Origin of the sequence: Duganella dendranthematis, assembly GCF_012849375.1 — a bacterium.
In the GTDB taxonomy this organism is placed as follows: Bacteria; Pseudomonadota; Gammaproteobacteria; order Burkholderiales; family Burkholderiaceae_D; genus Rugamonas; species Rugamonas dendranthematis.
Map to the genome: position 1 here is coordinate 3,955,597 of NZ_CP051684.1, position 19,833 is coordinate 3,975,429.

The window sequence follows — 19,833 nt, forward strand, 5'->3', positions numbered from 1 at the left end:
GAAATATACTGTATAAATGTACAGTCAAACTCATTCCTTTATTGCGCCTGGAGGCTGCCCCATGACCGAGAAGCCGAAAGGGCAGAAGGTGGCGGTTACCTTTATGCGTGCCGATGGCCTTAAGTTATCTTATGCAGATCTCATGGCGACTGAGCCTTTGATAGGCTATATCCGCCGCGAGGATGGATTCCAGGCCGGTTCAGGCATGGCGTACCGGACCCACAGTCAGTTGGTGATACTGAGCGATAACGTTACAAGTGTGCCCGTGGCACATCTGAACAATCCGGCGCTGTTCGATTGGAACGCCGATGGCGTGATCTATGAGGGGTGGATTCTCGTTCGAGATCCCGAAACCGAGAAAATGCGACAGGTAGTGCAGATGTGGTGGATACGAAATCTGGAGGTGCTATCTGTGCGGCCCGAGATCGCTCCGTTTAAGCTAAAGTCTGGCGCTCGCAAAACTTAGGCGTCAAGCTTGGTAGAATCCGGCAATCGGTGGCTATCTCGTCCAAAGATGAGATAACATGATTGATCTAATTTTAATGGCCTGATAATGACCCTCAATTCTGCTGTGCTAAAGTGGATCGAAGAGAGTGGCTTTCCGCTCGAGATGGAGGTGGCTAAGGAGTTTCGTAGAGCTGGCTTCGAAGTGCTGCAAAGTAGTATCGTTCTTGACGGCCAAGAAGGAAAATCTAGAGAAGTAGATGTACTTGCGCGAGATCCCGATCTTATTGGTTACGTTGACATTAATTGTGTAATCGAGTGTAAGGTTTCCAAGGCGCATCCTTGGGTTGTATTCGTCGCGGACGATGTATTGGAAAATTACAATAGGCTTCATTCTTTTTGCGTATCTTCACCGGACGCGAAAGAGGCAATGTGGGAGGAGTTCCGAAGGGGGACCGTGATCAGGGGATTGTTGCCAGAAACGAATCGTTGCGGGTACGCGGTCAAACAAGCCTTGGGTGGAACCGATCACTCCTACGGAGCAGCGATAAGCGTGCTAAAGGCGTGCGTCAAAGTTGTTTCTGAATTGCCGGGAGTTAAGAGTTTTCCTCAGATCAAGTTTGCGTTTCCCCTGATCGTAATAGACGCGCCTTTGTTCGAGTGCTCGTTAAACGACCATGGCGAACTGGTGCTTGAGGAGGTTTCGGAAAGCAGATTCTTATATGCTGCTTATGTGCCCGAATATGCGGGCTGCTGTATCACAATAGTTACTAAGAGAAATTTACCGGCTGCCGCGCTACGTTATCGCGCTGTGGCTAATGCCTTGCGGGAAACATTTGCCTAGGCGGCGAATTTTGCCCGATGATTTAACGTAAGAGAGTTGTCTGCGCTATCGTGCTTGTTGCTTCACGTGCAGGCAAGGTCAGCCCGAGTTTGCATGATATGACGCTTTTGCGCGGAGGTCGTATCTTGGGCGTAGGCGGCACATTGCAGCGCCGGACACAGTTCACCAGAGGAGAAGGTGTGTATATGGGAGAGCTGGCCTGTAGCTGCTTTTTTTGAGAACGCGAGGGCATCATAGTCCTCCTCCATTTCTCGAAGGTCGAGCCAAGTTTCTTTCCATAAAATTCCGCCGGGCTGTGGGATGCCCAAGTAATAGCCTGGACGATCTCCATCTTGAGTGCAAGCTGGCACGCTGGGTCGGTTATATTGTTGACTTGTAAGTAGCCGATAAACAATGTCCCCATCTGGCCTAATTGCCAGAACTAATAAATGCTTGGTCAGCGGTTGGCCGGTTGCAGCGTCGGCGTAATAGGCTACATGCTGCCAGACTTCGCCTGGCGCCGGCATCAATAACCGCCCTCTGCAGGTGGGATGGCTGCGCCGCGCGATTCTCGAGCAGATTCAAGAATCAATTCCCGATTAGCTGCGCCTTCAGGAATGGCCAATTCATAGGGTATCGTTTGATGATCGCCAGCACCATCCGCCCAGATCTTGTCCCAAGCGCCGTTCTGCTCGTGAGTAATGTCAATCATTTTTTGTGATTTATTGGCGAGATACTGGTTGCAGAGCGCGTCCAAAATCTTCAGTTGACGGGGGGTGAAATCTTCGTCGTCAAACTCTACCCCGTCACGAACATGTACTGTTTCACGTACATAGTCATACTGAGGCTCCCGTATGATTTCAATTGCTTCTGAGAGATCGTCGCGCAAAGTTTTCCATTCGCGCATGAGTTCCGCTGGGACTGGGCCGAACTTCCAAGCCTCGTAATCTAGCCCGGTGACGCTCTTGCCAGTCTGCTTGAAGTGCTCAAAATCCATCATGTAGAGCAATTTGAAAAGCTTAATCTTCCCGCATGCCTCTGTATTCTTTGAAAAGAACACGATGGCATTCTTCAGTCGAGAGCGTGAGATTGAAGTTTTCATAACTTAAGTATAGCGAAATTGGGACGCGTGTCGAGCAAACAGTACAACAAAAGTTACTTTTGTGCTGAACGGCAACAATCTAGATGGTGGCAACGATGCTTGATCACAAGTGTAGGAGCCAGAGCTGAGTGCATCTGTATGCCAATGCACGGGTCGACGAAAAAAAAGCCGCCCGAGGCAGCTTTTAGTTCCACTCTATCGGAAAATCCCAAGTTGAGTCGGAAAATTCGTCAATCGCAAATTTTTAGCGTACGTAACACGCTGATTCCTAAAAGGAATTTGGGGTGGCTGATGGGGCTCGAACCCACGACAACAGGAATCACAATCCTGGACTCTACCAACTGAGCTACAGCCACCACTGTCTTACTACTACTCGCTGTTCAACTACTGCTGAACAACGAGCCAGAATTATACAAGCCAGTTTCGATTCCTGCAAATTTAATTTTCGAAACTTAATGATGACCTAAACATCAACCTTTTCCACCGCCGGCTTGAGGTCCAGCAAGTCGGCAAATGCCTGCGCCAGGGCAGCCGCATCGCCGGTGGTATAGCCGCGCAATGTGGCGACGCCATCCGCACTATGCGGCAAGCCGGACGCATCCAGCAGCCGGCCCAGCTGGCGCGCCACGGCGTCACCGGTATCGATCAGCACCACGTCGCCGCGCGCGTGATCGCGCAGCACGCGTTCGATGCCGGCGCGGACGAACGGGTAGTGGGTGCAGCCGAGCACCAGCGTATCGGCACCCTGGTCCAGCAGCGGCGCCACGTAGTGTTCCAGCATGGCGGCGATGGCCGGTGCGGCCAGATCGCCTTTTTCGATCTCATCGACCAGTCCCACCGCCGGCTGCAACAGGAACTCGGCCTGCGTGGCGGCGCTGATCTGCTCGCGCAGTTGCACGAACTTGTCGCCCTTGAGCGTGCGCGCCGTCGCCAGCACGCCCACCTTGCCATTGCGTGTGGCGGCAGCGGCCGGCTTCAGCCCCGGCTCCACGCCCACCACCGGCAACTCGGGATATTTGGCGCGCACCGCCTTGATGGCGGCCACGGTGGCCGTATTGCAGGCCACCACCAGCGCCTTGGCGCCGTGCGACAACAGGAAGTCCGTCACCGCCAGCGCGCGCTCGACCACATACTGCTCGGTCTTGTCGCCATACGGTGCGTGGCCGGAGTCGGCGAAGTACATCAGATCTTCATGCGGCAGCTGCGCGCGGATGTGGCGCAGCACCGACAGCCCGCCCACGCCGGAATCAAAAACCCCAATCGGGGAGCCGGGAGAGCGGGCGATGTGCATCAGGCAGTCACAACAGGCACGTTGAGCTGCTCGATGCGGGTCTTCCATTCCGCCGGGCCGGTGTTGTGCACCGACGTGCCTTGCGAATCGACGGCCACGGTGACCGGCATGTCGACCACGTCGAACTCGTAGATCGCTTCCATGCCCATGTCGGCAAAGCCCAGCACTTTCGATTGCTTGATCGCTTTCGACACCAGGTAAGCCGAACCGCCCACCGCCATCAGGTAGGCCGACTTGTGCTTCTTGATCGACTCGATCGCCGCAGGGCCGCGCTCGGCCTTGCCGATCATCGCGATCAGGCCGGTTTTCTCCAGCATCATGTCGGTGAACTTGTCCATGCGGGTGGCGGTGGTTGGGCCGGCTGGGCCGACCACTTCATCACGCACCGGATCGACCGGGCCGACGTAATAGATCACGCGGTTCTTGAAGTCCACCGGCAGTTCTTCGCCCTTGGCCAGCATGTCCTGGATGCGCTTGTGCGCGGCGTCGCGGCCGGTCAGCATTTTGCCGTTCAACAGCAAGGTCTGGCCTGGCGTCCACGAGGCGACTTCTTCCTTGGTCAGCGTGTTCAGGTCAACGCGTTTCGATTTCTCGGTATCCGGCGCCCACGACACGTCCGGCCAGGTCGACAGCGGTGGCGGCGTCATGTAGGCAGGACCGGAGCCGTCCAGCACGAAGTGACCGTGGCGGGTGGCGGCGCAGTTCGGGATCATCGCCACCGGCTTGGAAGCCGCGTGGGTCGGATGCATCATGATCTTCACGTCCAGCACGGTAGTCAGGCCGCCCAGGCCTTGCGCGCCGATGCCCAGCGCATTGATCTTGTCGCACAGTTCGATGCGCAGTTCTTCCAGCTTGTTCTGCGGGCCGCGCTGCTTCAGCTCGAACATGTCGATATCTTCCATCAGCACTTCCTTGGCCATCAGCATGGCCTTCTCGGCGGTGCCGCCGATGCCGATACCCAGCATACCTGGCGGGCACCAGCCGGCGCCCATGGTCGGCACGGTTTTCAGTACCCAGTCGATCAGCGAATCGGACGGATTCATCATGATCATCTTCGACTTGTTTTCCGAGCCGCCGCCCTTGGCTGCGACCTTGACATCGACGGTATCGCCTTCGACCAGTTCCATGTGGACCACGGCCGGCGTGTTGTCCTTGGTGTTCTTGCGGTCGAAGTGCGGGTCGGCCACGATTGACGCGCGCAGCTTGTTGTCGTCGAAGTTGTACGCGCGGCGCACGCCTTCGTTGACGGCGTCGGTGACGGTGCCGGTGAAGCCTTCAAAGCGCACACCCATGCCGATCTTCAGGAAGACGTTGACGATGCCGGTGTCCTGGCAGATTGGACGCTTGCCCTCGGCGCACATGCGCGAGTTGGTCAGGATCTGCGCGATGGCGTCTTTCGCGGCCGGGCTTTGCTCGTGCTCGTAGGCGCGGGCCAGGTGCTCGATGTAATCGGCTGGATGGTAGTAGCTGATGTACTGCAGCGCGGCGGCAACGGATTCGATCAGGTCTTCTTGCTTTATGATGGTCATGATGTTCTCGCGGGGGTTAATGGGATTCGTTGTGCGTCATCGTAGTGATGCGGTCGGTGTAGGAGATGGCCAGTGCGGACAGCAGGAACACCACGTGGATCACCGTTTGTGCGATCAGCGTCTTTTCATCGTAGACGCTGGCGTTGATAAAAGTCTTGAGCAGATGGATCGACGAAATGCCGATGATCGCCATCGCCAGTTTGGTCTTGAGCACGGAAGCGTTGACATGCGACAGCCACTCCGGCTGGTCTGGATGGGTGTCCAGATTCATGCGCGAGATAAACGTCTCGTAGCCGCCGATGATCACCATCACCAGCAGGTTGGAAATCATCACCACGTCGATCAGGCCCAGCACCACCAGCATGATGGTGGTCTCGGTCAGCTTGTTCGCCGGCGCCACGGCGGCGGCGCCGTCGGCGGCCACTGGCGCGTGCACCGCGACCGCTTCCAGAATGTGCTGCAGCGACGAAGCATTGCCCATCGCTGCGCCGATCAGGTCCTTCAACTCAACCCAGAAGTGGAACACGTAGACGCACTGCGCCAGAATCAAGCCCAGGTACAGCGGCAGTTGCAGCCAGCGGGTCATGAAAATAAAAGCGGGCAGCGGACGCAGCTTCTGCTTAGGATCGGTCATTACGGCAAAACTCCTGGAAATGGTGCAGACTATGAAGATTGCCGACATTTTACACGCGCTGTCGAGCGACCGCATCCGATCGCTGCGTTGAATTATTGGTAAAATTGTCCGGCACACCATCCTCCGCCGGGGATGAGCAGGCTGTAAGGGCGCAGTAAGCGATACCGTTTATGTTGCTAAGCAAACGATTACAACATTTGGAGACACCATGAGCAGCACTACCACCCAACAAGGTCCACAGGAATCCCGCGTCTTCGCGCCACCGGCGGCGTTTGCAGCACAAGCTGCCGTGTCCGGCATGGATGCCTACAACGCGCTGTGCGCGGAAGCCGAAGCCGACTACGAAGGCTTCTGGTCGCGCCTGGCGAAAGAACATCTGGACTGGCAAACGCCGTTCACCAAAACCCTCAACGAAGACAACGCGCCGTTCTACAAATGGTTTGAAGACGGCAAGCTCAACGTCTCGTACAACTGCCTCGACCGCAACCTGACGAACGGCAACGCCGACAAGACCGCCATCATCTTCGAAGCGGACGACGGCCAGGCGACGCACGTAACGTATAAAGAACTGCACGAAAAAGTCTGCAAATTCGCCAACGGCCTGAAGTCGCGCGGCATCAAGAAGGGCGACCGCGTCATCATTTACATGTCGATGTCGGTCGAAGGCGTGGCCGCGATGCAAGCCTGCGCGCGCATCGGCGCCACCCACTCGGTGGTGTTTGGCGGCTTCTCGGCCAAATCGCTGCAGGAGCGCATCATCGACGCCGGCGCCGTGGCCGTCATCACCGCCGACGAACAACTGCGCGGCGGCAAACACCTGCCGCTGAAAGCCATCGTTGACGAAGCGCTGGCACTGGGCGGCTGCGACACCATCAAAGACGTGATCGTCTACAAACGCACCGGCGGCGCCATCGCGTTCAAAGAAGGCCGCGACCTGTGGCTGCACGACCTGGTCGAAGGCCAGTCGGCAGTATGCGAGCCGGAGTGGGTGGAAGCCGAGCATCCGCTGTTCATCCTTTATACGTCAGGCTCGACCGGCACGCCAAAAGGCGTGCAGCATTCGAGCGGCGGCTACCTGTTGTGGGCGGCGCTGACGATGAAATGGTCGTTCGACCTGAAACCGTCCGACGTCTATTGGTGCACCGCCGACATCGGCTGGGTGACCGGCCACAGCTACATCGCCTACGGCCCGACCGCAGTCGGCGCCACGCAAGTGGTGTTTGAAGGCGTGCCGACCTATCCGAACGCCGGCCGCTTCTGGGAAACCGTGGCCAAGCACAAGGTCAACATCTTCTACACCGCGCCGACCGCGATCCGTTCGCTGATCAAAGCCTCGGACGTGGACCCGAAAGTACATCCGAAAAACTACGACCTGTCGTCGCTGCGCCTGCTGGGCACGGTGGGCGAGCCGATCAATCCGGAAGCGTGGATGTGGTACTACACGCAGGTGGGCGGCGAGCGTTGCCCGATCGTCGACACCTTCTGGCAGACCGAAACCGGCGGCCACATGATCACCCCGCTGCCGGGCGCAACGCCAATGGTGCCGGGTTCGTGCACCTTGCCGCTGCCGGGCATCATGGCGGCGATTGTTGACGAGGCGGGCGTGGACGTGCCGAACGGGCAGGGCGGTATCCTGGTCGTGAAACGTCCGTGGCCGTCGATGATCCGCACCATCTGGAACAATCCGGAGCGCTTCAAGACCTCGTACTTCCCTGAAGAGCTGGGCGGCAAAATGTACCTGGCGGGCGATGGCGCGATCCGCAACAAAGACACCGGCTACTTCACCATCACCGGCCGTATCGATGACGTGCTGAACGTGTCGGGTCACCGCATGGGCACGATGGAGATTGAATCGGCGCTGGTGGCCAATCCGCTGGTGGCGGAGGCGGCGGTGGTCGGCAAGCCGGACGACACGACGGGCGAATCGATCTGCGCGTTCGTCGTGCTGAAGCAGGCGCGTCCGACGGGCGACGAGGCCAAGAAGCTGGCGCTGGAGTTGCGCAACTGGGTGGCCAAGGAAATTGGTCCGATCGCCAAGCCGAAGGAGATTCGATTCGGCGACAACCTGCCGAAGACGCGTTCGGGCAAGATCATGCGTCGCCTGCTGCGCGTGCTGGCCAAGGGCGAGACCATCACGCAGGATGTGTCGACGCTGGAGAATCCGGCAATTTTGGAACAGCTGAAAGAGACCTCGTAACCGCGTCATTCCCGCGCAGGCGGGAATCCCAGTTGGTGTGATGACGTACCGGCAAATAATGTTGGTACTCGCTGGAATCTTTGCTATAATTCGGCGCTTCCCGTGGTTTGGGAAATGCAGGAGAGGTGGATGAGTGGTTGAAGTCGCACGCCTGGAAAGCGTGTATAGGGTCAAACCTATCGGGGGTTCGAATCCCCCTCTCTCCGCCAAAGACACAAAGCAAAAAGCCACCCTCGGGTGGCTTTTTTGTTTTGTGCGTGGCGGAGAGAAGCAGAGCCCCTGCGGGCTCTGCGCGGGGGATTCGAAGGCATCGCCCCTACCGGGGCGAGCCGCTTCGAATCGTCCATCTGCCACCGCTGCGCGGTGGCGCGCCGGAGGCGCAGCGCGAAGCGCAAATTCCTTAAAGCATCATTTCTCACAATAATCCCCAAGTCTGCGCGCCCCATACTCCCGTGTGGAAATCCGCGCATTTTCTTTCTTAGCAAGATGGTATGCTTTATAAGCTAGAGACAGCCGTAACGCGCGATTATTGCCGGGTTCAGTCGAGTTCAATGTGGAAGACCAGATTTATGGCAGAACGAATGGAACTTCGGCAATGTGTGGGGATAAAGGCAGTGGTTCAAGCAGTCGGTGTTTCGTCTTTGCATGCAATAGTTAACGAGTCGAATGCCGTATTAAGTTTACGTGTGCCGAACGTGCTTGCGTTGGAACCCCCTGAAGGCGGCCTTCGGCGAGAACCGGACCTTGCGATCATGTCTAGTTTGACCTATGACCTTATGATGTAAATCTTTTTGATAACCTATGGCAGTTTATTTTAATCTTGGCCACGGTACCAAGTCGCTAGCACACTCGGCAAAGTACCCCTGGGCATATGATATTGATATTTGCTTTGATGCAGTTCGACATCCCATAGCTTTTAGCGAGGGCGTGGGGTTCGGCTCGGTAGGTTGCGCCGTAGCCGCGACTGAAGCCTTGGATCAAAAGTGGCGCGAGCACTTTGAAATCACGAAATTATTGTGGCTTATTCCATACATTGAGAATCTAGCACAAGGGATTCCGCTACCTCGAGCCGAGATTATAGGCCGCTTCAGAGAATTGAACAGCAGGAAACCCGGCAGTTATGAATCGAAATTCTCCTGACGGCCACGAACGGACGATTGATTAAAGCTTTATATTCTATGTATATAATTCCTGAAGAGGCAGCATGGATTGGTCGGCTGCCATTTGAGAGTCAACTTCGCTTTCTAGCGAGGCTGAGCTTTGAATTAACTGTCGCAGGCCGCAACAGTTATGAAGTCGGCACAGACAATCTTGAGCATCCACAGCAACTTCGGCGAGTGAACGAAATTCAGCATACTATTAGCGCGTGTCTATCGCAACTAATTAATGGCACTTGTCCGGATGGTTTCGTGGAAGCTATGGCTGAAAGGATTTTGAAAAAACAACATACAGAGTTGGATGGGTGGCTTCAATATTGCTGGGGTCAAGCGAAGAGCCGGCTAGTACCGGCCGAACCATATTAAACTAGCTGTTATCTCCCACAAGCAAACGGATGAAACTAGATTGAGAAGAGAATGTGCATAGAACCAATAGAGCTTGAAATGAGAGTATGCCCTTGTGGTTGCGAGCAACCCGTACCTGTATATATTGGGACGCTTCATTATGGGGAAGAGAATTTTGTTAATTTCACTGTAACTCATATGGAGCATTGCTCTAGCGGGCCCCATGTTTGGTTAATGCTTGGCTCTGGATCTTGGTTCGCTGATGACGACCGTAATTGCTGGGTTACTCTACATTTGTACTCAGACAAAGAGAATATTATTACTCGTGTGTCAGATCCAAAAGACTCGCCATTCTGGCGCTGGAAGGTTGATGATGACCGCTACCTAAGTAGAGATGAAGTGCTAGCACAAGATGGTGGAAAAGAATGGGCGATTGAGCGACGTTTGGATTTTGAGGAGCATCACAGCGCAACTGCGCAGTTCTTGCACCGACACATATTGGACAATGATCCAAGCGCTGTTGGAGAACAATGCTGTTAATAGTCGATACCGGCCAGAAGCCGACAGTGGCGGCTATGAGCAACGAGGTGGGCGGCGCTATCGGTGGGCAAAGGCAGACTTGGCCTGCCGCGGGGGAAATTCGATAGGCGAAATTCAACTCGGACCAGTGTGAACCCGTCATTGACGGTATCCGCGTTGCATTAGGTGAATTACGTTGTGGCATGTCGAACGATACTGGCGCGGTTACAATAATGCCGCCAAGCTCTGAGAATAGCGAACTGTCTTGAGCGCTGAGTTTAGGCTCCCAAGTTCGGCCAACACCAGACTTTCTTGAAGCGCTGGGCTTTATTTTCCTTGAAACTGAACTAAATGAGATTTCTCAAGAGAAACCGCCTGCCGAAGATTACGGCTATTAAGCTATATTCCATTGGTGAGCCTGAGAACCGGGAACTGCTGCTGTCACGTATCCTAAGCGCACTGCAGGAGACCTTCGGTGCATTGCCCGAGGAATTCGATATTAGTGGACCGTATGGCATCAGAAAGGGTAGCTCCGTTGGGTATCGCGTCTTTCAGAACAAACTTAAAAAAATAGGACACGAAAAATACTACGCCTTGAGTGCAGAAAACAACGGCCAATTTGGATTTAATTTGCTGTTAGGAGCACACATAGCGGCGTTGTCCTATACAGAGTTGGTGCTTTGGTATGCCTCAGAAAGTTACTTGGTTGATTTCTTGCAATTTGTGGAGCCCATCCTCGGGCCTTTAAATGCTGCGTCTGGATTTGATATTGAGATTGCCGATGGTCATTCGATAAATACCGAAGCAAGAATTAAAAAAAGCATTTTTGGTTCAATCTCTATCAGGGTGGGGCATGAGCATTTGGCTTGGTTATCATCCATTCACGAAGGTGCAATTAGAGGGCTCTTCAGGAATAACATCGTCAATAACGAACAGCTTCTAGTCTTGGCGACCCGAGGCATAAAGCCGACAAAGACGTTGTCCAATGGACTGCACTATATATGTTGTCCCGGATGAATATGGACTCTCGCGTTGGGGCGCGTTCCGTAAAAATGGCGACGGTCCGATTTGGGGCAATGGCGGACTGTGCTGTTCAATGCTTAGTATCATTTTTTATTTTAAATAATTATTAAGTAAGCGGTTTATAATTGAGGGTATCTTGGTTTGAGAAATTTCAACTAGAATACGTGGCGCTTTCGTAATATAAATTGTCTCTAAATCAAAAATCCCAAGCCGCTTTAATGTCTGTTACAGTGGCTTTTTAGTTTTCCCGCGTTGCGCCATGTTGTTGAACTACGCGGCTCCTAGTCAAGATAAATCCCACCGCCATCTTTCCCAGTTACCGAGCGTATTCTTTCCTAATCTCGGCGTTGGCGCCGGTCGCTTCCTCACCACTAGGCCGGCGACCCTTGCGATACCGTTTATTGATTCAGCCTGCCATTGGCACCGTGGTCGCCAGCCAAGCCTCAAACAGCGCACGGTTTTCCGGCTTGGTCAGCGGGTACAGGCCGATGATGCTGGCGCCGCCGCGCACCTGTTCCAGTACGAAGTCTTCGTAGCGTTCCATCGGCACCGCGTCGCGGGCAATTTCCTCGGCCAGGTGGGCGGGAATGCAGACCACGCCGTCGTCGTCGCCGACCATGATGTCGCCGGGATAGACCGGTACGTCGCCGCAGCCGATGGGGGCGTTTATGTCCAAAGCATGGTGGCGGATCAGGTTGGTCGGTGCTGAGGGGCCGGAGCACCAGGCCGGAATCTCCAGCTTGGCGATTCCGCTGGCGTCGCGCAGGCCGCCGTCGGTGACGATGCCGGCCACGCCGCGCACCTGCATGCGCGTGGCCAGGATGCTGCCGGCCGAGGCCACCGACACGTCGCCCCGGCAATCCATCACCAGCACTGCGCCGGGCGGGATTTCCTCCACCGCCACCCGCTGCGGATGGCGCGGGTCCAGGAAGGCGTCGATGCCGTCGAGGTCTTCGCGCGCCGGGATGTAGCGCAGCGTGAAGGCCGGACCCGCCATGCGCTGGCCTGTCTTCAGCGGTCGCGCGCCCTGGAGGAAGACGTTACGGAAACCCCGCTTGAACAGCAGTGTGGTCAATGTCGAGGTGGCGATGGTTTTCAGGATCGCCAGCGTTTCGGCCGATACGGTGATGGTCATGGCTGTACTCCGGTGCGTTCAAAGATGGTGTGGCTGAAGCTGACCAGGCTGCTGTCGATGTGGTTCAGGCGGTAGTATTCGTCCCACTTGGCGGCGACGGTGGTGTGCTTGCCGGTGTCCGGATCGAGCGCCTGCAGGTAGTCGCCGAACTTGAAGTAGATCTGGCGGTCGTCCGCCTTGATGCGGGTGAGCGGCGTTTTCAATTCGCCTCCGCTCGCGGTGCGCGCCGTGACCAGCGCTTCGCCGGCGTTGAAGACGATGTCCAGGTCGAAGCCTTCACCCGAATGCACGGTGCCCAGCGCGGTGGTCGCTTCCTTGCCATCGGTGCCGAGGATGCGCACCAGGATGTCGAACACGCCGTTGCCGGCCTTGCCGTCCAGTCCCTGTTTGTCGGCCGTGTCCTGCACGTAGACCTTGAGGATGGTGTCCAGTCCTTCCACATGATATTGGGCGACGATGGTCTTGGCGCCGGCGGGCAGCGTTGGCGTCACGCGCGCGGCGAAGTGTTCGTGCGTTTGCGCGGCGCTGAGGCGCTGCTTGTCGGTGACCTTGATTTCGTTGCGGTAGCCGTGGCCGTGGCCGGAATCGTATTTCGACGTCAGCGCGCTGAAGTTCAGCGTGCCGACGTATGGCGATGGATAGGGCGAGTTGCCTTCCACCGCGAACAGTTTTTGCAGCGCGGCCTGCGGCGTGTAGCTTTGCGCGGCGGCGGGCAGCGCTATCGTGGCCAGCAGCGACAGGGCGGCGGCGTGGAGGGCGGTTCTCATTTCAGCATTCCTTCCAGGGTGGGTTGCATGGCGTCGGCCCACAGCTGGTAGCCGGCGGCGCCGGGGTGCAACTGGTCGGGCATGATGGTGTTTGGGATGCGGCCGTCCTGGCCGAGGAACACGTGGTTGATGTTGAGGAAGCGGATGGTCTTGCCGTCATCGAGCTTGGCCAGGTCCTGGTTGACGGCGTCGATGGTCTGCATGCGTTTGGCCGCTTCGGCGACGCCAGCCTCGGTCACCGGCGCGCCTTTCGGATCGCGCGGTCCGCGTGGGAATATGCCCAGCAGCAGAATCTTCGTCTGCGGCAGCTTGGCGCGGATCATCTCGACGATCTTGCGGTCGGCGGCGGCGATTTCCTCGGCCGTGTAGTCGAGGCTGTTATTGGTGCCGAGCATCAGCACCGTAACCTTGGGCGAGATGCCGTCCAGCTCGCCGTGCTCGATGCGCCAGATGACGTTCTGCGTGCGGTCGCCGCCGATGCCGAAGTTGGCTGGCTGATATTTGCCGTAGTAGGCGTCCCAGATATGCGGGGCAATCTTCCAGCGCTCGGTGATGGAGTCGCCAAGGAACAGCAGGCCGACCGGGCCGCTTTTGCCGCGCGCGAGAATGGCTTCATGCTTTTTGAGGAAGGTGCCGTCGTCCTTTTTCTCGAACGCTTCCGAGGCGCTGAGCTTGGGACCGGCGGCGTAGGCGGTGAATTGGCTACTGGTCAGCAGCAGCGCCAGCAGCAGGCTTTTATAGAAATTCATGGTGGTCTCCTGTTTAGTTATTCGGCTGCACGCGCACCACGGCGCCGCCCAGCCAGATTGACACAAATACCAATGGCAGCAGCAGCGCGCCAAGGATGAAGAACGGGGTGTAGTTGCCGCCGGTGGTCAGTTCCGGCACCAGCTGCATGCAGATGATCACGCCTAGCACCGCCGACGTACCGCTTAGTCCGGCCAGCGTGCCGACGGTTTTGCCGGAGAAGAAGTCGCTGGGCAGGGTCTGGATGTTGGTGATGGCAGCCTGGAAGCCAAACAGGATCACGCCGATGGCCAGCACGGCCAGCAGCGGCGTCTGCGCGGCGGCGCTGAGCAGCAGGGCAGGCAGCATCAGCAGCAGGCCGATGGCGATCACCAGCTTGCGGGCGCGGTCGACCGACCAGCCGCGTTCCAGCAGGCTGCCGCACAGCCAGCCGCCGGACAGCGCGCCAGCCGCCGCGCCAACGTACGGCACCCAGGCGAACATGCCGATCTGCTTGACGTCGAAGTGGAATTTTTCATTGAGGTACAGCGGCAGCCAGCTGACGAACAGCCACCACACCGGATCGATGAAGAAGCGCGCCGCGATCACGCTCCAGCTCTGGCGATGGCGCAGCAACTGGCCCAGCGTGGGCACGTATTCGTTCTGCACTGTCTGCACCGTTTGCTGCTGGCCGTGCAGAATGTACTGGCGCTCTTCTTCGCTGATCCACGGATGCGTGCCGGGGCCGGATTTGTAGACGATCAGCCATGGCACGATCCAGATGAAGCCCAGGCCGCCGATGAGGATGAAGGTGGTCTTCCAGCCCACGTAGGCATACAGGAAAGCCACCAGCGGCGGCGCGATGACCGAGCCGAGCGAGGCGCCGGCGCCGAAGATACCTTGCCCCAGCGCGCGCTCGCGCACCGGAAACCATTCGGCGATGGCCTTGGTGGCGCCGGGCCAGTTGCCGGCTTCGCCGACGCCCAGCATGATCCTGAACAGGCTGAACGACAGCGCCGAGCGCGCCACGAAGTGCAGGGCGATGGCGCCGGACCAGACCACGATCGATAGCAGGAAGCCGATGCGCGTACCGAGCGCGTCGAACAGTTTGCCGAACAGCGACTGGCCGACCGCGTAGCCGATCAGGAACACGGTGATGATGTTGGCGTAGTCGCGCTTGTCCATGCCCAGATCGGCCGCGATGCCCGGCCACATCACCGCCAGCGCCGAGCGGTCGATGTAGTTGATGATGGTGGCGATGGCCACCAGTGTGATCACCAGCCAGCGCAAACCTTTGATTGTTTTCATGCCTTTGTCTCCGTTATTTTTGTGGGGCAGGCGTGTCAGGCGGAAGCCAGTTGTGCGCGGGTGGGCAGGCCTTCGCAGTCGCCGCGGAACTGCACCACGCGCGCGCCGATGGCGTTGCCGCGCGCGGCCGCCTCGCTGAGCGGCAGGCCGTCGAGCAGGCCGCTGATGACCCCGACCGCGAAGCCGTCGCCGGCGCCGACCGTGTCCACCACTTCGCGCACCGGCAAGCCGGGAATGATGCAGCTGCCACCGTCGGCGCTGGCGGCATAGGCGCCGCGCGGCCCCAACTTGACCACCACGTGACGCGCGCCGCGCGCCAGATACCAGTCGGCGATGCCGGCGGCGTTGTGGCAGCCGGTCAGCAGCTGTCCTTCGGCCAGTCCGGGCATCACCACGTCCGCCTGGCTGGCCAGCGCATTAATACTGGCTATCATCTCCTCCCGCGACGGCCACAGGCGCGGCCGCAGGTTGGGATCGAAGCTGACCAGCCGCCCCTCCGCGCGCGCCTGCCGCGCCAATGCCAGCGCCAGCTCGCCGCAGCCGGTCGACAGAGCCGGCGAAATACCCGTCAGGTGAAGCAGACGCGCCTGCTGGAATTCGCTCCCCGCCGCCGGCAGATCGTCCAGCGACAAATGGCTGGCGGCCGAACCGCGCCGGAAATACTCCACCTGCGGATCGCTGCCGTCGGCCACCATCTGCTTGAGCATGAAGCCGGTGGGGTAGCGCTCGTCCGTGCGCAGATTACGCAGGTCCAGGCCCTCGGCCATCATGAACGAGCGCAAATGCCGGCCCAGGCTATCCTGCCCCAGGCTGCTGATGTAGCCGACCTTAAAACCTAGCCGGCTCAGTCCCACCGCCACGTTCAGCTCGGCGCCAGCGGTGGCGCGTTCGAATTCGCTCACCTCCTCCAGCAAGCCGGGCTGACGGGCGATCATCAAGGCCATCGCTTCGCCCATGGTGACTACATCAGGTATCTGCATGCGTGAGGCTCCTTAGAACTTCAGTGTGGTGGTCAGCGTGGCGGCCTTGCTTGCCGGCAGGGACAAGCGCAACACGGAGCCGCGTTCTTCCTTCGGTCCCTTGTCGACGTTGCCCGGCGGGCCTGCCGCCACCACGATGCCCGGGGCGATGATGGCTTTGACGCCGGCGGTGGCGACATCCACTTTCAGCGATGCCGGCTGGCCGGGCACGACGAAGCTGTGCGCGCCGGTCTGCGTGATGGCGCGGTCGCCGTGTACCTGCGCCGTCAGTATCACCGGCTTGCTGGCGCTGAGGGTATCGGTCACGGTCCACACGCCGCGTGCGTAGCTGAAGCGGCGCTGCAGCTTTTCCACGCCCAGTTCCGGGCGGTAAGCGCCGGCCAGGTCGGCGACGATGTCGGCGCGGTCACGCTCCAGTTTGGCGCTGGCGATGCGGATGCTGTCCAGCCGTGCGTACGGATAGTCGCGGAAGGCGTCGTGGCCGCCGCCTTCGTTGGCCTGGCCCTGGTCATCGATCAGCAGCGTGTTGCTCAGGTTGCTTTTCGGGATGCCGGCGTAGCCCATCGGGCCGGTCAGGTAACTGCCGCCGCCGAACAGGATGAAGCTGCCCGCGTCGGGATGCGAGTGGCCCATTTCCAGGTGCCAGTCTGGCAGCTTGTCGAGCACGTGCGCCACGTGGTGGCCTTCCGGCGGACCGGCGCGGAAGGCGAAGGCGGTGGCCTTCGGCGTCCAGTCGCTGCGCCAGTAGACGGTGCCGAGGTCTTCGAAATGGTGGTGCGGCGTCATGGCCGACATCGGCGACGATTTCAGCGCTGGATCGCGCCACAGCAGGGTCCAGAAATCTTCCGCGCAGACGTGGCCCAGGGAAGCCATCCAGTCGGCCACGCCTTGCGCTTCCGGATTCTTGAAGCGCGCCGCCAGGCGGTACAGCAGGTTGTAGTTGGAGTTGAGCTTGCTGCCCGGGTGCGTGCGTGCCGGCTCTTCGCCGACGCGCGAACGCGTAATCGGGCCTTCGAAGGCATCGCCGAAGTCGTAAATGTCCTGGCCGTTCGGCGTGATCGAGTGGGCGATGTACAGGTGCGCCTTGCTCAGCGCCGGCGTGTCGTACAAGTCGTCGCCGGCGGCGTGGGCGAAGGCGTCCAGCGCGTGGATGATCCATGGCATGGAGAAGATCCAGTATTCCACGCCTTCGTAGAAGTAGCCGTCCGGCGACGCGACTTCCAGCACGCGCGTGAAGATGGCGCGTGACAGCGCCGCCCACTGTGCCGCCTCCGGGGTGTCGTCCCACACCGCATACGCCGCAACGGCCAGGCCGGCGATCGGGATGAAGCAGTGGTTCTGGCTGTACGAGTACGACTTGCCCGGCTTCGGCGAAAAGTGCCTGGCCAGGATGCCGGCCTGGCGAATCAGCTTGTCGCGGTAGCGCTTGCGTTCTTCCTCGGTCAGCGCGTCGTACAGCAGGTCGTAGCCGGCGCCCAGACCGTACAGCAGATGGCCGGCGGCGAGGTCGATGTCCGGCTTGCTGAAGGTGTAGCCCCAGACTTCATAGCTGACCGCTGCGTCCATGTAGCGCTTGGCCGCTTCCAGGTATTTGGTGTCGCCTTCGATCTGGTAGGCCAGCGCCGCGCCGATGATGCCGATGGCGGTGTTGTTCTGCGCGCGGCGTTTCTGCGCCGGCGCGGCGGCTGGCGCTTCGCGCATGGCGATCAGGCCGGCAAGGCCCTTTTGCCATTCGGCGCGCTGGCTGCCCTTGGCGCGCTGGCGCAGGTCATCCAGGCCGGCCTTGGTGGTGTAGACGCGCGGGTGCACGCCGCGCAGTTCGGCGCGCAGTGCGGCCGGGTGCGCTTGCATCAGCGTTTCCAGCGGATGCGGACCGCCAGTCACTTTGCCCTGCATGGTGCCCAGCGACTCGCGCGCATCCTGCGCCAGCGCACTGGTCAGCGAAAACGCGGGCAAGGAGAGGGCCGCAGCGCCAAGGAAACGGCGCCGTGTGAAGGTGTGATTCATCGATGGCTCCGGAAGGGAATCAGTAGAGGCCGAGGCCGCCGTTGACCTGGATGATTTCGCCGGCCAGGAAGGCGGCGCGTTCGGAGGCAAGGAACACCACCACGTTAGCGACGTCTTCCGGCATGCCTTCGCGGCGCGCCGGTGTGCGTTCGGCAATGGCCTGGCGGTTGGCTGGCGTGTTGAAGGTGTCGTGGAAGCGGGTGGCGATCAACCCCGGCGAGACGCCGTTGACGCGGATGCCCAGCGGGCCGACTTCCTTGGCCAGCGCGCGGGTGAAGGTAGCAATCGCCGCCTTGGAGGCCGCATAGTGCGCCGAACCCGGGCCGCCGCCGTCGAACGCCGCCAGCGACGACATGGTGATGATGGCGCCACGGCCGCGCGGCTCCATGCGCTTCAGCGCCGCCTGGCTGATCAGGAAAGTGGTGGTGAGGTTGAGGTTCAGCGCCTCGTTCCACAAGGTCAGCGGCATTTCCGACACGCGGCAGCGCTGGATCAGGCCGCCGATGTTGGCGAACAGGATGTCGATCTCGCCGATGGCGCCTTCCGCTTCGGCGAACACCTGTTCGGCGATCTTGTCATCGGTCAGGTCGGCCTTGATGGCCTGGGCGTTGCGGCCGAGCGCGCGGATCTGCGCCACCACGTCCGCCGCTTCGTCGGCGCTGCTCCAGTAGGTCAGTACGACGTCGGCGCCGGCCTGCGCCAGTGCCAGCGAGCTGGCTTTGCCGATGCCCGAGGCGCCGCCCATCACAAGTGCACGTTTTCCGATAAGTTCCATGGCTATGTTCTTTCAGGTAAAAGGTTGAGTGGACTACTTGGGTGGCGCCGCGGTGGACGCCCGTACGATCAGTTCCGGCGCAAACAGCTCGCCGCCCGCCGTCGCCGTGTTCGGCGCGAGGATGCGTTGCACCGCCGCGTCGGCCATGGCCTGGATCGGCTGGCGTAGCGTGGTCAGCGGCGGGTCGTTGGCGGCGGAGAAGAAAATATCGTCGATGCCGATCAGCGAGAAATCCTGCGGCAGCCGCTTGCCCAGTTGCTTGAGGCCGATGCCGATGCCGATTGCCATCATGTCGTTGATGGCGATGGCGGCCGTGGGCTTGCTGGCGGCCGACAGCAGGCGCGCCGCCGCGCTGCGGCCCAGCTCGAACAGCTGGGTGTCGCCGTGCAGGTCGGTCGGTGCATCGGTGGCGTCGGCGATGACCAGCTCGCCGCTGACACCGGCCGCCGCCGTCGCCTGCTGGAAGCCCTTCACGCGGTCCTGGCGGTTCAGCGTGAACGGCGGCGGCGTTACCAGCGCGATGGCACGGTGGCCCAGCGCCACCAGGTGTTCCACCGCCTTGGTGGTGGCCGCCACGTTGTCGACCGAGATGGTGGTGATGCGCTCGTGGCTGTCATCGGAACGCTTGATGTCGAACGCCACCACCGGGCAGCGCGCCGTCATCGCCACCAGGTGGTCGGTGTCGTTCAGCGCCGAGCCGGTGATGATGCCCTGCGCGCCATAGGCCAGCAGGTCGGCCATCACGGCACGTTCCCGCTCCGGATCGCGGAAGGTGCTGAAGGTCATCACGTGGCAGTGGTGGCGCGCGGCGGCCGTCTCCACCGCGCAAGCCAGCGAACCGAAGAACTGATTGGCCAGCGACGGCACCAGCAGTCCCACCATGGAAGCCACACCCGTTTTCAGCTGGCGGGCGGCGTTGTTGGGCCGGTAGCCCAGCTGTTCGATCGCCTGCTGGATCTTGCGCTGGGTGTCGGGCCGCATCTGCTCCATGCGGTTGTTCAGAAAATTCGAGATGCTGGTGGTCGATACGCCGGCCAGTCTCGCTACATCCTGAATTTTTGGTTCGCTCAT

At 59.5% G+C, this 19,833-nt stretch carries 16 protein-coding genes and 2 tRNA genes; 5 read left to right on the forward strand and 13 right to left on the reverse strand.

Going from position 1 to position 19,833, the window contains the following annotated elements; genetic code table 11:
• Nucleotides 1-61: 61 nt before the first annotated feature.
• Together HH213_RS18050 and HH213_RS18055 are read left to right on the forward strand one after the other, a co-directional pair.
• Nucleotides 62-466 carry a hypothetical protein gene (locus tag HH213_RS18050; RefSeq protein ID WP_169113143.1) on the forward strand — a complete coding sequence of 135 codons (405 nt, stop codon included), beginning with the start codon at nt 62-64 and terminating at the stop codon, nt 464-466.
• Nucleotides 467-553: 87 nt separating this feature from the next.
• Nucleotides 554-1,288, forward strand: a complete 735-nt coding sequence (locus HH213_RS18055; RefSeq protein WP_169113144.1) for a hypothetical protein — start codon at nt 554-556, stop codon at nt 1,286-1,288.
• Between the two features lie 505 nt (nt 1,289-1,793).
• Here HH213_RS18055 and HH213_RS18060 read toward each other — a convergent pair.
• The 5 genes from HH213_RS18060 to HH213_RS18080 all read right to left on the reverse strand — a co-directional run bounded on the left by HH213_RS18060 (nt 1,794) and on the right by HH213_RS18080 (nt 5,823).
• Nucleotides 1,794-2,369, reverse strand: coding sequence for a Panacea domain-containing protein (locus HH213_RS18060; RefSeq protein WP_169113145.1), 576 nt, complete (start codon nt 2,367-2,369; stop codon nt 1,794-1,796).
• Nucleotides 2,370-2,649: 280 nt separating this feature from the next.
• A tRNA-His gene (locus tag HH213_RS18065) sits at nt 2,650-2,725 on the reverse strand.
• A gap of 107 nt (nt 2,726-2,832) precedes the next feature.
• Nucleotides 2,833-3,660, reverse strand: a complete 828-nt coding sequence (murI, locus tag HH213_RS18070) for a glutamate racemase (RefSeq protein WP_169113146.1) — start codon at nt 3,658-3,660, stop codon at nt 2,833-2,835.
• Nucleotides 3,660-5,189 (reverse strand): fumarate hydratase, encoded by a 1,530-nt coding sequence (locus HH213_RS18075; RefSeq protein WP_161043769.1) that lies wholly within the window; start codon nt 5,187-5,189, stop codon nt 3,660-3,662. The genes murI and HH213_RS18075 overlap by 1 nt, the downstream gene beginning before the upstream one ends.
• 16 nt (nt 5,190-5,205) lie before the next feature.
• Nucleotides 5,206-5,823, reverse strand: coding sequence for a TIGR00645 family protein (locus tag HH213_RS18080; protein ID WP_169113147.1), 618 nt, complete (start codon nt 5,821-5,823; stop codon nt 5,206-5,208).
• A gap of 208 nt (nt 5,824-6,031) precedes the next feature.
• On the opposite strand from HH213_RS18080, the gene acs reads away from it, so the two are divergent.
• The 3 genes from acs to HH213_RS18095 all read left to right on the forward strand — a co-directional run bounded on the left by acs (nt 6,032) and on the right by HH213_RS18095 (nt 11,058).
• The gene (gene acs, locus HH213_RS18085; protein WP_169113148.1) at nt 6,032-8,020 is read left to right on the forward strand and encodes an acetate--CoA ligase; all 1,989 of its coding nucleotides are present in this window, start codon (nt 6,032-6,034) and stop codon (nt 8,018-8,020) included.
• A 119-nt stretch (nt 8,021-8,139) separates the two neighbouring features.
• A tRNA-Ser gene (locus tag HH213_RS18090) sits at nt 8,140-8,229 on the forward strand.
• A gap of 2,163 nt (nt 8,230-10,392) precedes the next feature.
• Nucleotides 10,393-11,058, forward strand: coding sequence for a hypothetical protein (locus HH213_RS18095; RefSeq protein ID WP_169113149.1), 666 nt, complete (start codon nt 10,393-10,395; stop codon nt 11,056-11,058).
• Nucleotides 11,059-11,470: 412 nt separating this feature from the next.
• On the opposite strand, the gene HH213_RS18100 is transcribed toward HH213_RS18095, so the two are convergent.
• From HH213_RS18100 to HH213_RS18135, 8 genes are read right to left on the reverse strand one after another with little or no spacing between them, the layout of a single operon-like run.
• Nucleotides 11,471-12,199 carry a ribonuclease activity regulator RraA gene (locus HH213_RS18100; protein WP_169113150.1) on the reverse strand — a complete coding sequence of 243 codons (729 nt, stop codon included), beginning with the start codon at nt 12,197-12,199 and terminating at the stop codon, nt 11,471-11,473.
• Nucleotides 12,196-12,966, reverse strand: a complete 771-nt coding sequence (locus HH213_RS18105) for a polysaccharide lyase family 7 protein (RefSeq protein WP_169113151.1) — start codon at nt 12,964-12,966, stop codon at nt 12,196-12,198. The genes HH213_RS18100 and HH213_RS18105 overlap by 4 nt, the downstream gene beginning before the upstream one ends.
• On the reverse strand, nt 12,963-13,715 hold the full coding sequence (locus HH213_RS18110; protein ID WP_169113152.1) for a GDSL-type esterase/lipase family protein: 753 nt from the start codon (nt 13,713-13,715) through the stop codon (nt 12,963-12,965). Before HH213_RS18110 ends, HH213_RS18105 begins: the two co-directional genes overlap by 4 nt.
• 13 nt (nt 13,716-13,728) lie before the next feature.
• The gene (locus HH213_RS18115; RefSeq protein WP_110847024.1) at nt 13,729-15,000 is read right to left on the reverse strand and encodes an MFS transporter; all 1,272 of its coding nucleotides are present in this window, start codon (nt 14,998-15,000) and stop codon (nt 13,729-13,731) included.
• A 35-nt stretch (nt 15,001-15,035) separates the two neighbouring features.
• Nucleotides 15,036-15,980 carry a sugar kinase gene (locus tag HH213_RS18120; RefSeq protein WP_169113153.1) on the reverse strand — a complete coding sequence of 315 codons (945 nt, stop codon included), beginning with the start codon at nt 15,978-15,980 and terminating at the stop codon, nt 15,036-15,038.
• A 12-nt stretch (nt 15,981-15,992) separates the two neighbouring features.
• Entirely contained in the window at nt 15,993-17,987 is a 1,995-nt protein-coding gene (locus HH213_RS18125) for a DUF4962 domain-containing protein (protein ID WP_169113154.1), read from the reverse strand.
• Between the two features lie 19 nt (nt 17,988-18,006).
• A complete protein-coding gene (locus HH213_RS18130) occupies nt 18,007-18,762 on the reverse strand; it encodes an SDR family NAD(P)-dependent oxidoreductase (RefSeq protein WP_169113155.1) in 756 nt (251 codons plus the stop codon).
• A 33-nt stretch (nt 18,763-18,795) separates the two neighbouring features.
• Complete coding sequence (locus HH213_RS18135; RefSeq protein WP_110847020.1) at nt 18,796-19,833, reverse strand: LacI family DNA-binding transcriptional regulator; 1,038 nt, start codon at nt 19,831-19,833, stop codon at nt 18,796-18,798.

Coding starts and splice junctions, on each gene's coding strand:
- HH213_RS18050 (WP_169113143.1), top strand. CDS start 62: ATGACCGAGAAGCCGAAAGGGCAGAAGGTGGCGGTTACCTTTATGCGT.
- HH213_RS18055 (WP_169113144.1), top strand. CDS start 554: ATGACCCTCAATTCTGCTGTGCTAAAGTGGATCGAAGAGAGTGGCTTT.
- HH213_RS18060 (WP_169113145.1), bottom strand. CDS start 2,369: ATGAAAACTTCAATCTCACGCTCTCGACTGAAGAATGCCATCGTGTTC.
- murI (WP_169113146.1), bottom strand. CDS start 3,660: ATGCACATCGCCCGCTCTCCCGGCTCCCCGATTGGGGTTTTTGATTCC.
- HH213_RS18075 (WP_161043769.1), bottom strand. CDS start 5,189: ATGACCATCATAAAGCAAGAAGACCTGATCGAATCCGTTGCCGCCGCG.
- HH213_RS18080 (WP_169113147.1), bottom strand. CDS start 5,823: ATGACCGATCCTAAGCAGAAGCTGCGTCCGCTGCCCGCTTTTATTTTC.
- acs (WP_169113148.1), top strand. CDS start 6,032: ATGAGCAGCACTACCACCCAACAAGGTCCACAGGAATCCCGCGTCTTC.
- HH213_RS18095 (WP_169113149.1), top strand. CDS start 10,393: ATGAGATTTCTCAAGAGAAACCGCCTGCCGAAGATTACGGCTATTAAG.
- HH213_RS18100 (WP_169113150.1), bottom strand. CDS start 12,199: ATGACCATCACCGTATCGGCCGAAACGCTGGCGATCCTGAAAACCATC.
- HH213_RS18105 (WP_169113151.1), bottom strand. CDS start 12,966: ATGAGAACCGCCCTCCACGCCGCCGCCCTGTCGCTGCTGGCCACGATA.
- HH213_RS18110 (WP_169113152.1), bottom strand. CDS start 13,715: ATGAATTTCTATAAAAGCCTGCTGCTGGCGCTGCTGCTGACCAGTAGC.
- HH213_RS18115 (WP_110847024.1), bottom strand. CDS start 15,000: ATGAAAACAATCAAAGGTTTGCGCTGGCTGGTGATCACACTGGTGGCC.
- HH213_RS18120 (WP_169113153.1), bottom strand. CDS start 15,980: ATGCAGATACCTGATGTAGTCACCATGGGCGAAGCGATGGCCTTGATG.
- HH213_RS18125 (WP_169113154.1), bottom strand. CDS start 17,987: ATGAATCACACCTTCACACGGCGCCGTTTCCTTGGCGCTGCGGCCCTC.
- HH213_RS18130 (WP_169113155.1), bottom strand. CDS start 18,762: ATGGAACTTATCGGAAAACGTGCACTTGTGATGGGCGGCGCCTCGGGC.
- HH213_RS18135 (WP_110847020.1), bottom strand. CDS start 19,833: ATGAGCGAACCAAAAATTCAGGATGTAGCGAGACTGGCCGGCGTATCG.